A 15,426-nucleotide genomic window follows, 5' to 3' on the forward strand; every position below is an offset into this window, starting at 1 on the left:
CTGTGGTATTAGAAGGATCGCGGCGCGTCGGGAAAATTCACTCGGATTGTCCGACGGTATCTATCGTTGGCGACGCATGGACGCAGTGGTTACCATGGCCGCTCCGCCAACCCCAATGAATGCTCGCCATGGCCCTCGCCGCACCCCCCGATCTCACGGATACCGATGTGCCGGTGCAACCGCTGGCGCGTACCTATCCGCGTGGTCTGTTCATCGAGCCGCACGAGCATGTCTGGGGGCAGTTGCTGTATGCGATGAGCGGGGTGATGTGGGTCGAGACCCCGCATGAGGCGCTGGTGGTGCCGCCGCAGCGCGCGGTGTGGTTGCCGCCCGGGGTGCCACACGGGATTCGGGTGGTCTCGGACTTGCAGATGCGCAATATCTACCTGCGCCCGGTGCTGGCGGCAACGCTGGATCCGACGGTGCAGGTGATCGAGGTCGGTGGGCTGCTGCGTGAGTTGATCGTCGGCCTGGTGGAGCAGGGCGATAACGGTGAGCCGGGCTATTACGACGCCCTGGTCGGGCTGGCGTTGCTGGAGCTCAAGCGCGCCCGGCGCTCGCAACTGAAGATCGCGCTGCCGGACGATTCCGACCGGCGCCTGATGAACCTTTGCCAGGCGGTGATGGCCGCGCCGTCGCTGGAGATCCCGTTCGAGCAGCACGCGGAAAACGCCGGGGCCAGCGTGCGCACGTTGGCGCGGCTGTTCAAGGACAGTCTCGGCATGGGCTTCGCCGAATGGCGGCGGCAGGTGCAGCTGGCGACGGCGGTGGCCGAGTTGATTCAGGGCGTGCCGGTGAGTGTGATCGCTCGCGAGCTGGGGTATTCGCCGAGCAGTTTCAGTGACATGTTCCGGCGCGAGCTGGGCGTGGCGCCTTCGCAATTCTCCACGGGCTGAACACAATCCTGTGGGAGCTGGCTTGCCAGCGATGGCTTCGGCACATTCAACGTCTTCATGGCAGACAAGCGCTATCGCTGGCAAGCCAGCTCCCACAAGGTCATGTGGTGACTTTCCAAGTTGGCCGAAATTCAGAAGTCCTTGGCCGATACCGCTGCCCATCCTTCCCTAGACTCTGCCCATTCTTTTAACGCGGCGGAGTTTCCTCCATGAACTACCTGATTTCGCTGGCCATCGGTCTGGGTGTCGGCCTGCTTTATGGCGCACTGGATTTCCGTTCCCCGGCGCCACCGGCCATCGCGCTGGTGGGGCTGCTCGGCATGCTCGCGGGTGAGCAGTTGTGGCCGATGGGCCGGCAACTGGTCGCCGGTTGGTTGTCCTGAATTCTCTTTTTTTCCTTTGGTGGATGTCCTCATGAAAGCACTGCAATTCGATAAAACCGGCGATCTGTCTTCCCTGCGTTTCGTCGACGTACCGACCCCAATGCCCGGCACTGATGAAGTGCTGGTCGAGATCAAGGCGGCCGGTCTCAATCCCAGTGACGTGAAGAACGTGCTCGGGCGGTTTCCGTACACCACATTGCCACGGATTCCCGGGCGTGATTTTGCCGGTGTCGTGGTCGAGGGACCGCAGGCGTTGCTCGGTCAGGAAGTCTGGGGCACCGGGCGTGAGCTGGGTTTTTTCGCCGATGGCTCCCATGCGCAATTCGTCAAATTGCCGGCCAATGGCGTGGCGCACAAACCGTCGCACTTGAGTTTTGCCCAAGCGGCCAGCCTCGGCGTTCCGTACACCACGGCGTGGGATGCGCTGGAACGCAGTCTGGTGGCCGCTGAAACCCGTTTGCTGGTGATCGGCGGCGGTGCGGTGGCCACGGCGGCGTTGGCGCAGGCCAAGGTGCGCGGCGCGCAGATACTGGCAGCGGCGCGTCGGCCGGAGCAGGTCAAGGCGTTGCAGGCGCAAGGCTTCCAGACGATTCAGCTGGATAAACCCGAAGACCTCGGTGCGCAGGTCAACGCGGTGTACAGCGGTGGCGCCGACGTGATCTTCGACACCACCGGTTTCTGGCTGCCGGCCTCGGTGGCGGCATTGGCCGCGTTCGGGCGCATCGCGATCATCGCCGCACCGGTTGACGGCCATGTGCAGTTGCCGGCGTTGGCGTTGTACCGCAAGGGTGGATCGGTGGTGGGGATCAACTCGCTGTTGTACGGCGTGCAGGCCTGTGCGGCGATGCTTGAGCAGTTCGGGCGGTTCTTTGATGAGGATCTGTTGCCGTTGCCGCAGGGGTTGGTGGAGGTGCCGTTGGCGGAGGGGTTGCAGCGCTATGCAGAGGTGAATCAGGGCAGTGGCGACAAGGTCATCCTCATCCCCTGATCTTCCAGACACCGCATAACCTGTGGTAGCTGGCTTGCCAGCGATAGCGGTAGAACAGTCAATGAAGATGTTGACTGAACTGGCGCCATCGCTGGCAAGCCAGCTCCCACAGGGTTCGTTGTTGTATTCAGGATTGCGGAACGCCGTTTTCCCACGCCGACCAGTTTTTCAGAATGTCCTGCACCAGCGGATTGCCCGCGCGATAGAGGTTTTCCAGCGCCGGCACAAAGCCGCCCTGATCGGCGTACTTCAGCAGATTGTCCACCTCACTGCCGCCCGGCGCCGGACGGTCGAAGTCAGAGCCGGCACGTACCACCGCCAAACGCTGCACATCCACCAGACCTTCGCGACTGGCGCGCAACAAGGCCTCGTAGGTCGAATTGTCTTCCTGTTGCGTGGTGCAATATTCGCCCTGGTTGTCGGTCAGCAATTTGGTCCAGACCTCGGCGCGTTCGCTCAGGCGTGTACCGGAGAACCAGGTGTTGCCCGCCAGCGTGTCGCAACGCGTGACCACTGGCGGCTGGTTGGCCGGGGCCGACGGGTATTTCCGGCGCCACGCCGCCGACTCCTTGCTCTCGCTCAGTTCGACCTTGTGGCTCAGGGCGAAGGCTTTGGCCTGCAGTGTCGGGTTGAGTTCGAAGACTTCGGTCTTGTAGTCCAGCGGCGGCTTTTCGTTCGGCCCCTTGGTGTTGATGCCGAGGTAGCCGGTCGGCCAACTCGCCGGCGCATCGCGCGAATCCAGCTCCCATTGCGTGCCGAATTCCACCAGATAATGCGCCCACGCGGCGGTGCCGATGGTGCCGTGTTTGGGGCTGATGCCGGCGATCCCGGCGATCAGGAACCAGCTTTTGCGCAGGTCGAATTTCGGCGACAGGGCCAAGGCCAGGGTTGAAGCGGCGGCGTTGGTCTGGCCCATGCCGGTGGTCAGCAGGCACACCTGTTGTGCGTTGCAGCGGATGGTCGGGTACTCGGCGGACAGGCCCGGTACGCGGATTTCCTGCTTGAGATCGAGGCGCTCGATCCAGTTCTGTGCCTCGGGGGCGAACATGGTGATCAGCACCACTTTCGGCTGGATCGGCGCTTCAGTCGCCCAGGTGGTGGAAGAGAGCAGGGCCGCAGCGGCCAGGGTCAGACGCGTCATTGCTTGCATGAGAATCTCCTGATTTCAGAACTGGTAGCCGATGCCGGCGTAGTAACCCCAACCATTGGAGCGTGCGCGGAAATTGCCGTCGCCGAAGTTCAGCTCGCTGCCGTCTTCCCAGTTGCCGCCGTTGTGGAAGTAACGGCCGACCAGGGTGAAGCGCAGGTGGGTGAACGAATACAGCAGCACGTTGGTCGCCACCGTGGCATTGGCGGTGCGTGCCGGGTTGTCCTTGTGGATGTCCGAGCCGAAGTCGAAGTTGGTGAAACCGATGTAGGTCAGCGACGCGCCGTTGCTGAATTTGTCGATGGGCACGATGTACTTGAGCTGCGCGCGGTAGCCGTCCCACGAATACTCATTGCTCGCGCCATAGTTTTCCCACTGGTAGCGCCCGTACAGATTGGCCGACAGGTTGACCCGCGAATGGGTGTCGATGTCGGTGCCGAAGCCGCTGTACAGGGTGTTGGCGCGGTTCTCCTTGCGGCTGCCGTGATCGTAGATCCAGTCGAACGCCACGTACCATTCCTTGAACGGGCCGATGGCCAGGCTGCGGCCGGCGAGGTAGTCGATGGAGATGCGCGGCTCGTGTTCCATGAACACTGGTGAGCCGTGATCCCACACGCCTTTGTCGTGGCTGTTGCCGATGTTGAAGATCTTCGGAATGTCGACGTAGCCATACAGCTCGAACGGGCCCTTGCGCCCGAAGTACTCGTATTCCAGATAAATATCGTCGGCTGGTTGCGGGCCGAAGCTGATGTCCTTGCTGCCGATCAGTGTCAGGTCCTGGTTGTACCAGTCCGACAGATAAGCGCCTTTTTTCGGCGGGGCCGCTTCCGGGCTGAGGGCTTCACCCTGGGCAGATTCGTCGGGCAGGGCCGGTTGTGCCAGTGCGCTGTGGCTGAGAACTCCGGTAACGCCGGTCAGTAGCAGGGAAACAGCAAACGTGCGCGCAAATGGGGCGCGAAGAAGAGAAGCAGCGTGCATTCAAAGTCCTTTTTTTGCGGATCGAGGCCCGGGTTCTGCGGGTCTGTACGGTTTTGTTACGAAAAAGCCGTTATAGGCAGGTCGCAAACGTTTGCACAACACGTACCAAGTCGCCCACGGTGCCCTGTGTAGGAGCTGCGGCACGCTGCGATCTTTTGATTTTGCTTTGAAGATCAGGATCAAAAGATCGCAGCGTGCCGCAGTTCCTACAGGGTGATGAAGCGTACATGGAGATCAGTGTTTACTGGCCGAAACCCCTGTTCTAGACCGCCCTAGTATTAAAGTATTAACACCATTTAATCAGTGCTCCATCGCGGGGCGTCTACTAGCTTGTCAGGCATGACGCGGTTTTGTGATGACCGTCGCAGTCTTGATTCGCGTGTGGAATAAGCACGGCTACACGCCTTCAAGGAAGAATTTGGCCACGACAAGGAGTAGCCCGTGGAAGCAAGGTTTGGTGTCGCCCTCGTTTCGCGTTTTTCCCCACTTTCCCTTGCTGTGCACCTGAGCGTCGCCGGACTGTTGTTCGGCGGGGTCAGCGCGCCTGCATTGGCCACGTGCTCCACGGCAGGCTCTACGGTGACCTGTACCGGGGTGCCGACGCTGCCGCTGTTTCTCAACAATTTCGCCAGTGCCACCAGCGGCCTGACGGTCAACGTAAACTCCGGGGCGCAGATGAACGCGACGCTCGGCGGCCACGTGATGGACCTGACCGGAGTCAATATCAGCCTGAACAACTCCGGGACGATCGACCCGGCGCTGCTCGGGCTGGTGTCTGTTTTGAGCGGCGGTGCCTTCATCGGTACGGGCGCAACCAGTACGGTCAGCGTGCTCAACAATGCCAGCGGGATCATTCGCGGTACCGGCATGCTGCTCGGGCTCAACCTGACCAGCCTCGATGGTCTGGGTATTGCGGTGAACAACGCTGCAGCCGGCACCACCAGCATCACCAACAACGGCACCATCACCTCGACCGGACTCTCGGTCGGCGGCATCACCCTGGCCGACACCCCGGTGGTCGGCGTGTACGGCGGTTCGCAGGTCAACATGACCAACAGCAGCACCGGCGTCATCAACGGCCGGATCGCCTTCGAGACCTCGGCGGCGGGCAACACCTTCACCAACGCCGGTACAATCACCGGCGGCGTGTCGATGGGCGCGGCCAGCACCAACACCTTCACCGCTGTGACCGGTTCTTCGGTGCAGGTCGGCGACGGCGTGCAGGTCAGCGTCGGCCTCGGCGGACTGATCGGCATCAACCTGACCTTCGCCCCCACCGGTACCGTCGACGGCGGCGCGGGCGGTACCAACAGCCTGATCCTGCAAAACCCGGCCGGCGTCGGCGGCGGCACCACCGGGGTCGGCACGGCATCGAGCGCCACTTACGTCAACTTCAACAACCTGACCATCAACAGCGGCACTTGGACCTTGCAGGGGCCACTGGTCAGCGGCGCGACCACGCTCAATGGCGGTGTCGCCCAGTTCAACAACAACGCCACGTTCGGCAGCGGTGTCCTCACCTCCAACGGCGGGATCCTCCAGGCCAGCAACGCCGGATTGAACCTCAGTAATCTGATCTCCCTCGGCGCCGGTGGCCTGACCGTGCAGGGCACCAACGCCACCACCCTGAGCGGGGTGATTTCCGGCAGTGGCGGCCTGAGCAAAGTCGGTGCCGGGCAACTGAGCCTCAGCGCTGCCAACACCTACCTGGGCAACACCACGCTCAACGGCGGCACCGTGCAGTTGGGCAACAACCTGGCGCTGAGCACCGGTACCGTCAACGTCACCGGCGCGACCACCTTGAGCGCGCCCGGCACGATCAACCTGAACAACGCCATCAGCCTCGGCGGCACATTGACGGCCGGCGGCACTGGCGCTCTGACCCTCGGCGGCTTGATCACTGGCAGCAGCGGCCTGACCAAGACCGGCACCGGCAGCCTGACCCTCAGCGGCGCCAACAGCGGTTATACCGGCACTACCACTTTGAGCGCCGGCAGCCTGCTGGTGACCAACAACAACTCGCTGGGCAGCGGCGCGCTGAATACCGCTGCCGGCACCAGTCTGGACAGCACTGCCAATGTCACGCTGGCCAACAACATCGGCATGACCGGCGCGCTCAACGTGCTCGGCAGTAACGCGCTGACCCTGGGTGGCGTGTTGTCCGGCACTGGTGGCATCACCAAGTCTGGCACCGCGAACCTGACCCTGACTGGCAACAACACCAACAGCGGCAGTACGGCGCTTAACGCCGGTAGCCTGTTCGTTGGCAGCAACACCGCGCTGGGGACCGGTGCGCTGAGCGCGGCAGCCGGCACCACGCTGGATGCGACCACCGCCGTGACCCTGGCCAACGCCGTCGCGCTGGCGGGAGGAGTGACCATCGGCGGTACTCAGGCACTGGGCCTGAGCGGTGTGGTCAGCGGCGTCGGCAATCTGATCAAGAACGGCACCGCGAACCTGAGCCTCAGCGGCAACAACACCTTCTCCGGCGGCACCGCGCTCAATGCCGGCACGCTGATTGTCGGCAGCAACACCGCATTGGGCACTGGCGCATTGACCACGGCGGCGGGCAGCACGCTTGATGCCAGCACCGCGGTGGCGCTGACCAACGCGGTTAGCCTCGGCGGCAATCTGAACATCGGCGGCAGCGCCAACCTGACCCTTGGCGGCATCGTCAGCGGCAGCGGCGGACTGACCAAGAACGGCACAGCCAACCTGATTCTCAATGGCGCCAACACCTTCCTCGGTGCCGTCGCATTGAACGCCGGCACCATTACAGCCGGTGCGAATGCGGCGCTCGGCAGCGGTAACATCACCGTCGGCGGCGTGGCGACGCTCGACAGCAATGCGGCGGTAACGCTGAACAACAACGTCATTCTCAACAACAGCCTGGGGATTGGCGGCAGCAACGCGCTGACCCTCGGCGGCGTGATCAGCGGTACCAGTCAACTGGTGAAAAACGGCACCGCCAATCTCACCCTCAACGGCACCAACACCTACAGCGGCGGCACCACCCTGAATGCCGGCAGCCTGACCGTCGGCAATGGCGCGGCATTGGGCACCGGTGCCTTGTCGGTGGAAGGTGCGGGCACCCTCAACAGCAGCTCCGCCGTAACCCTGAACAACAACGTGATTCTCAATGCCAACCTCACCACCGGTGGCGCCAATGCGCTGACCCTTGGCGGGGTGATCAGCGGCGTCAACGGATTGATCAAGACCGGCGCATCAAGCCTGACCCTGACCGGCAACAACACCTACACCGGCACCACCGCGCTGAATGCCGGTTCGCTGGTGGTCGGCTCCAACACCGCACTCGGCACCGGCACACTGAATGCTGCGAACGGCACCACGCTGGATGCCAGTACCGCTGCGACCCTGGCCAACAACGTCAACCTCGGCGGCACCCTGACCGTCGGCGGCAGCAATGCGCTGACCCTCGGCGGGGTGGTCGCCGGCATCGGTGGGCTGACCAAGAACGGCGCGGCCGACCTGACACTCAACGGCGCCAACACCTATTTCGGCAACACTGCACTGAACACCGGCAAGCTGATTGTCGGCAGCAACACCGCGCTGGGCGTCGGCACGCTGAATGCGGCGGCCAACACCACGCTCGATGCCAACACTGCCGTCAGCCTGAACAATGCCGTGGCCTTGGCCGGTGCCTTGAATGTAGGGGGCACGGCAGATCTGACCCTGACCGGTCTGGTGAGCGGCGCCGGCAGTCTGGTGAAAGACGGCGCGGCCAATCTGATTTTGAATGCGGCCAACAACTATGCCGGCGGCACCACGCTGAATGCCGGTACTGTGACCGTCGGCAACAGTTCGGCACTCGGCAGCGGCGCGCTGACCGTCGGCGGTGCAGCGACGCTGGACAGCAACTCGCCGCTGGTCAACCTGAGCAATGCCGTTGCGCTCAACGCCGGGCTGACGGTCGGCGGTACGCAGAACCTCGGCCTCGGTGGCGTGGTCAGCGGTACCGGCCAATTGATCAAGAACGGCGCAGCGAATCTGACGCTCAATGGCAACAACACTTTCAGTGGTGGCACTACTCTCAACGCGGGCACCCTGACCCTGGGCAATGCCAACGGTCTGGGCAGTGGTGGCCTGACCGTCGGCGGCGCGGCGACTCTCGATAACAGCGCCTCGTTCGGCATCGGCAACGCGATCACCCTCAACGCCGGGCTGACCGTCGCGGGCAATAACGACCTGAGCCTCAACGGCATCATCGACGGCGCCGGCAGCCTGACCAAGAGCGGTCTGTCGGATCTGACCCTGGCCGGCAACAACACCTTTACCGGCGCTGTGAACATCGTCTCTGGCAGCGTTACTACCCTCAACACCAACGCGCTGGGCAACACTTCTGGCGTCAACATCAGTGCCGGTGCCGGCCTGAATCTCGGTAGCGATGCCAGCCTCGGCGCGCTGACCGGCAGCGGCAGTGTGCAACTGACCGGCAGCAACACGTTGACCGTCGGTGGCGGCAACGTCACCAGCACCTTTGATGGTGATCTCAGTGGCAGCGGTGGCCTGACCAAGGTCGGCACCGGCACCTTGAACCTCACTGGCATCAACGGCATCACCGGCAACACCGCGATCAATGGCGGTACCGTGGATCTGTCCGGTTCGCTGGGCAGTGCGCAGGTCAACGTCAACACCGGCGGTACCCTGACCGGTAGCGGCTCGGCGCTTGGCACGGTGAACATCAACAACGGCGGTCATCTGGCGCTGTCCTCGGGCAATACCTTGTCGGCCAGTAGCCTGACCCTTGGTGCCGGCAGTAATGTTGACGTCGCCCTGGCGACACCGTCGACCACCTCGCTGATGAACGTCGGCGGCAACCTGACACTGGACGGCAATCTCAACGTCAGCGATGCCGGCGGTTTCGGCGTCGGTGTGTATCGCCTGTTCAACTACACCGGAGCCCTGACCAATCTGGGCCTGGACGTCGCCAGCGTGCCGGTCGGCTATGGCCTCGGCGATCTGGTGGTGCAGACCGGTGTGGCCAATCAGATCAACATTCAGGTGTCGGCACCGAACGTCAACATTCGTTACTGGGACGGCAGCCAGACCATTGCCAACGGCGTGGTCGATGGCGGCAGCGGCACGTGGAACGCGGTCGGCACCAACTGGACCGATGCCAACGGTCTGGTCAACCAGCCATGGGCCGGTGACTTCGCGGTGTTCCAGGGCGCTGCGGGCACTGTGACGGTGAACGGCACGCAAGCGTTCACCGGCATGCAATTCCTTACTGATGGCTACAGCCTGGTCAACGGTGCGGCGGGGCAACTGACCGCCGTCAATGGCACCGGCGGGACCACGGCAGTGCGGGTCGATCCGGGCGTGACCGCGACCGTCGGCGTCAATATCGATGGCAGCGGCATCCTCAACAAACTCGACACCGGCACGCTGGTGCTCAACGGCGCCAACACCTACAGCGGCGGCACGCAGCTGGACGGTGGCAAGATCATTGTCGGCAGCAACACCGCGCTGGGCAGCGGCACACTGACCGCCAACGCCGGTACGCAACTGGACAGCAACACCGCCGTAACCCTCGGCAACGCCGCCACACTCAACGGCAACCTGACCGTGGTCGGCAGCAACGCGCTGACTCTCAACGGGGTCGTTGGCGGCACGGGTGGCCTGATCAAGAATGGCGCGGCCAACCTGACCCTCGGTGGCAACAACGCCTTCCTCGGGCCGGTGGCACTGAACGCGGGCGGTCTGATTCTGGCGTCGAACAGCGCGCTGGGCTCGGCCACCCTGAACGCGGCGAATGGCACCACACTGGATGCCAGCGGCGCCTTCACGGCGGGTAACGCGATCAACCTGGCGGGCAACCTGGGTATCGTCGGCAGCAACGATCTGACACTGAGCGGCGCGATCAATGGCGCCGGCAGCCTGACCAAGAATGGCGCGGCCAACCTGATCCTGAGCGGGGCCAACAACTTCCTCGGCGGCGTCACCCTCAACGCCGGCACCCTGACTGCCGGCAGCAACGGCGCCCTCGGTCTGGGCAACCTGACCGTGGCCGGTGCCTCGGCGCTGGACAGCAACACCTCGGTGTCGCTGGGCAACAACGTGGTGCTCAACGCCAATCTGACCAATACCGGCAGCAGCGACGTAGCGCTCAGCGGCGTGGTCAGCGGCACCGGGGGGCTGATCAAGAACGGCGCGTCGAACCTGACGCTCAACGGCATCAACACTTACACCGGTGGCACCACGCTGAATGCCGGTACGCTGACCCTTGGCACTGGCTCGGCACTGGGCAGCGGTGCTCTCACCGTTGCCGGTGCTTCGAGTCTCGACAGCAGCGCGCCGCTGGTGCTGGCCAACAACATCAACCTCAACGCCAACCTCGGTCTGAGCGGTAACAACAACCTGACCCTTGGCGGCGTGATCGCCGGGGCCGGCACTCTGACCAAAAACGGTCTGGCCGACGTGACGCTGTCCGGCAATAACACCTTCAGCGGCACTTTCGATGTGCAATCCGGCAGCCTGACCACCCTCAGCGGCGCGGCATTGGGCAACAACGCCACGGTCAATCTCGCGGGCGGCGCGGCGCTGAATCTCGGTGCTTCGGGCAGCCTCGCCAGCCTGACCGGCAGCGGTACCGCGCTGGTCGGCACCGGCAACACCCTGAGTCTGGGTGGCAACAACGTCAGCAGCACCTTCGCCGGCATCCTCAGCGGTGACGGCGGGCTGACCAAACTCGGCACGGGTACGCTGACCCTCAGCGGCATCAGCGACCTGACCGGCGATACCAACGTCAACGCCGGCACCCTGCAGGTCAACGGCTCGCTGGCCAGCACCAACGTGCTGGTCAACAGCGGCGGCACCCTGGGTGGCAGCGGCACCCTGACCGGTGCGGTGACGGTGGCCGATGGCGGGCATCTGGCCGGCGCCACTGGCAGCACCCTGTCGGTGAACTCGCTGGTGTTCAACGGCAATTCCAACTTCGATGTCGGCCTGGGTACGCCGGTCTCCGGTGGCGGTAGCGCACTGGTGAATGTCGGCGGCAACCTGACCCTCGACGGCACCCTCAATGTCAGCGACATCGGCGGTTTCGGTAGCGGTGTGTATCGCCTGATCAACTACACCGGCGGCCTGACCGACAACGGCATGCTGATCGACACGGTGCCGGGCAGCGTCACCCCTGGCGATCTGACCCTGCAAACCGCGCTGGCCAACCAGATCAACCTGCTGGTCACCGCACCGGGCGTCACCGTGCAGTTCTGGGACGGCAACCAACTCGTCGCCAACGGTTCGGTCGATGGCGGCAGCGGCACCTGGGGCACCGGCACCACCAACTGGACCGACGTCAACGGCACCACCAATCAGGCCTGGACCAACAACTTCGCGGTGTTCCAGGGTGCGGCAGGTACGGTCACCGTGAACGGTGCACAAACCATCACCGGCATGCAGTTCGTTACCGATGGCTACAACCTGCAGAACGGCACGGCGGGTTCGCTGAATCTGGTCAACGGTTCGCTGGGCAACGCCTCGGTACGGGTCGATCCGAACGCCACCGCGACCGTCGGCGTTGCGCTTAACGGCAGCGGCACCCTCGGCAAATACGACAGCGGTACGCTGGTGCTCAACGCCGCCAACGGCTACACCGGCGGCACCGCGCTCAATGGCGGCAAGATCGTCGTCGGCAACAACGCCGCGCTCGGCACCGGCGTGTTGACCGCTGCGGACGGCACTGCACTGGACAGCAACGCAGCGGTCAGTCTCGCCAACGCTGTGGTGCTCAATGGCGGCTTGACCGTCGCCGGCTCCAACGCATTGACCCTCGGCGGTGTAGTCAGCGGTAGCGGTAGCCTGATCAAGACTGGCGCATCGAGCCTGACGCTCAACGGCAGCAACACTTACAGCGGCGGCACTCAGCTCGCTGGCGGCACATTGGTGCTGGGCAATAACAGCGCGATCAGCAGCGGTGCATTGAACGTGACCGGCAACGGTAGCCTCGACAGCAGCTCGGCGCTGCAACTGGCCAACGCGATCAATCTGGGGTCGCAACTGACCCTGGCCGGCAACCAGAACACCACGCTGCTCGGCGCCATCACCGGCACCGGCAGTCTGGTGAAAAACGGCAGCGCTGACCTCGTGCTGAGTGGTGCCAATACCTACAGCGGCGGCACCACGCTGAACGCTGGCACTACCACTGGCGACACCAGCAGCCTGCAAGGCGCCATCGTCAACAACGCAGCGCTGACCTTCGCGCAAAACGCCGACGGCAGCTACACCGGCAACCTCACCGGCGCCGGCACGCTGAACAAGACCGGCACCGGCCAGTTGCTCCTGACCGGCAACAACACCTTCACCGGCAACACCTCGGTGCAGGCCGGCAACCTGATCGTCAATGGTGTGCTCAACAGCGCCAACGTCAATGTCGCCAGCGGCGCGAAAATCGGCGGCAGCGGGCAACTGGGTGGCAACGTACAACTGGCCAGCGGTGCAACGCTGAGCGGTGGCGGCACGGCCACGCCGTTGTCGGTCGGTGCGCTGACATTGTCCTCGGGCACCAACCTGGACTTCAGCCTCGGCTCGGCCGCCAGCTCCACCACGGTGGTCAACGTCGCCGGCAACCTGACCCTCGACGGCACGCTGAACATCAGCAATGCCGGCGGCTTTGGCACCGGGGTCTATCAACTGTTCCGTTACGGCGGCAGCCTGACCGACAACGGTCTGGTCTACGGCAGCCTGCCGGTATCGGCGGCCAATCTGACCCTGCAAACCGCGATTGCCAATCAGATCAACCTGCTGGTGCAGGGCAGTCCGGGTGAAGTGCAGTTCTGGAACGGCGGCACCACCAATCCTGACGGCAGTATCGGTGGCGGCAGTGGCGTGTGGGGCCCGGGCACCAACTGGACCGATCCGAGCGGCACGCTGGCGCTGGCGTCCAATGGTCAGTTCGCAGTGTTTGGTGGCCAGGCCGGTACCGTCACTGTGCAGGGCAATCAGAACTTCACCGGTCTGCAGTTCCTCACCGACGGCTACAGCCTGGTGCCGGGCGCTGGCGGTACGCTGACGCCAGTCAACGGTGCGGACGGCAGCCTGGCGCCGGTGCGGGTCAATGCCGGGGCTAGTGCTGAAATCGACGTGCCGCTGATCGGCACCGGTGGTATCGAGAAACTCGATTCCGGCACCCTTGTGCTGACGGGCGCCAACACCTACAGCGGTGGCACCACCGTCAGTGGCGGTACGCTGATCGGTAACACCACCAGCCTGCAAGGCAACATCACCGACAACGCCACACTGGTGTTTCAGCAGAACGCCATTGGGCAGTTCAACGGTGTTCTCAGCGGACTCGGAGCGATGGCCAAACGCGGCGCCGGCACGTTGTTGCTGACCGGCAATCAGCCGTTCAGTGGCACCGTCTCGGTCGATCAAGGCGTGTTGCAAGTCGGCAGCCGTGCGGCCCGGGCTTCGTTGGGCGCACAAGTCACGGTCGCCAATGGCGCAGGCCTGAGTGGTAATGGCAGCGTCGGTTCGGTGGTCAACCATGGTGTGGTGGCTTCCGGGGGGGCTGACGGCACCTTGAGCGTGGCCGGCAACCTGACCAACAGCAGTGATGGTGTGCTGGCGCTGACGGTCAGTTCGCCAACCGCGACACCGTTGGCGGTGGGTGGTACGGCGGCATTGGGCGGCGGTCTGGTGGTCAACAGCCTGGCGCCGTTCACCGGCAATACCACTTACTCGTTGATCACCGCGGGCGGTGGTGTGACTGGCACCTTCAGTGCCGCCGATCTGCCGCAGTACGCGTTCCTCGACAGCTCGCTGGTCTACGGCGCCGACTCTGTCACCCTGGCCGTGAGCCGCAACGGCAACTCGTTCGCCGATGTCGCTAACACGGGCAACCAGCGCGGCACCGCCACGGCACTGTCCAATAACGGTGTGGCCGGTGCGGCGTTGCAGAACCAGATCGTCAACCTCAGCGTGGCCGGTGCGCGTAATGCGTTCGACAGCCTCTCCGGGGAAATCCATGCCAGTACCGCCAGCGCCATGCTTGAGGATTCGCGCTTCATCCGTGAAGCGGTGAATGACCGCATGCGTCAGCCATCGTGCAGCGCGGCGGACGATCCGCGCAGAACCCTGGCACCGAGCGACACGCAACTGAGCAGCAATGGCTGCCATGGGGAAATGGTCGGCTGGATCCGGGCCATCGGTGCCTGGGGTGACATGGGCGGCGACAGCAACACGGCGAAGGTCGATCGCAACCTCGGCGGTTTCATGCTTGGCACCGACAAGGCGCTGGATGACACCTGGCGTGCCGGGATGGCGGCCGGCTACACCCGCAGCAATCTCAATGCGCATGATCGCAACTCGGATGCCAAGGTCGACAGCTACCACCTGGCCGGTTATCTGAACTCGCAATTCGATGCACTGGCAGTGCGCCTCGGCGCGGCTTACAGCTGGCACAGCATCGAGACCAAACGCGATGTCAGCGTCGGCAGCTACAACGATCGTCTGAAGGCCGATTACGACGCACGCAGTGCACAGGTGTTCGGTGAAGTGGGTTACGCGATCAACGCCGGCGGTGTTGCCATCGAACCGTTCGCAGGGCTTGCCTACGTCAACTACGACAGCGATACCGGCAAGGAAAAAGGTGGAGTGGGGCGCCTGAAGGCCGACGCCGATCAGGACATCACCTACTCGACCCTCGGCGTGCGTATCGGCAAATTGGTGACCCTGGCCAATGGCAGCCAACTGACGCCACGCGCGGCCATCGGTTGGCGGCATGCCTACGGCGACACCAAACCTGACGCCGACCTGACCTTCATCGACGGCGGCGCCTCGTTCAGCACCCAGGGCGTGCCGATCGCCAAGGACAGCGCATTGCTCGAAGCCGGCGTGGACTTCCAGGTCACCCCGACCGGCAAACTGGGCATCGGCTACTCGGGCCAGGTGTCCAGCGACAACAATGACAGCGCGTTCAACATCAGCTTCAGTCAAAGCTTCTGAATCATGGTCGAAGTACTTTAGCCGCCCGAAAGGGCGGTTTTTTTTGCACAATCAAAAGCCTTTGTGGCG

Annotated in this window: 6 protein-coding genes; 4 read left to right on the forward strand and 2 right to left on the reverse strand. The window is 63.8% G+C overall.

Annotated features, from left to right (window positions below):
- Nucleotides 1-119 precede the first annotated feature (119 nt).
- The 3 genes from ABV589_RS24730 to ABV589_RS24740 all read left to right on the forward strand — a co-directional run bounded on the left by ABV589_RS24730 (nt 120) and on the right by ABV589_RS24740 (nt 2,267).
- Nucleotides 120-896, forward strand: coding sequence for a helix-turn-helix transcriptional regulator (locus tag ABV589_RS24730; RefSeq protein WP_367084039.1), 777 nt, complete (start codon nt 120-122; stop codon nt 894-896).
- Between the two features lie 209 nt (nt 897-1,105).
- A complete protein-coding gene (locus ABV589_RS24735; protein WP_007969534.1) occupies nt 1,106-1,279 on the forward strand; it encodes a DUF1427 family protein in 174 nt (57 codons plus the stop codon).
- Nucleotides 1,280-1,310: 31 nt separating this feature from the next.
- Entirely contained in the window at nt 1,311-2,267 is a 957-nt protein-coding gene (locus ABV589_RS24740) for a zinc-binding alcohol dehydrogenase family protein (protein ID WP_367084040.1), read from the forward strand.
- A gap of 127 nt (nt 2,268-2,394) precedes the next feature.
- Here ABV589_RS24740 and ABV589_RS24745 read toward each other — a convergent pair whose 3' ends face one another.
- Nucleotides 2,395-3,417, reverse strand: coding sequence for a purine nucleoside permease (locus ABV589_RS24745; RefSeq protein ID WP_367084041.1), 1,023 nt, complete (start codon nt 3,415-3,417; stop codon nt 2,395-2,397).
- Nucleotides 3,418-3,432: 15 nt separating this feature from the next.
- Nucleotides 3,433-4,392: a nucleoside-specific channel-forming protein Tsx gene (locus tag ABV589_RS24750; protein WP_027613853.1), complete on the reverse strand. Its 960-nt coding sequence runs from the start codon at nt 4,390-4,392 to the stop codon at nt 3,433-3,435.
- A gap of 441 nt (nt 4,393-4,833) precedes the next feature.
- Between ABV589_RS24750 and ABV589_RS24755 the strand changes: the two genes are divergently transcribed.
- A complete protein-coding gene (locus ABV589_RS24755; RefSeq protein ID WP_367084042.1) occupies nt 4,834-15,357 on the forward strand; it encodes an autotransporter-associated beta strand repeat-containing protein in 10,524 nt (3,507 codons plus the stop codon).
- Nucleotides 15,358-15,426 lie beyond the last annotated feature (69 nt).

The organism is Pseudomonas sp. HOU2 (assembly GCF_040729435.1).
GTDB lineage: Bacteria > Pseudomonadota > Gammaproteobacteria > Pseudomonadales > Pseudomonadaceae > Aquipseudomonas.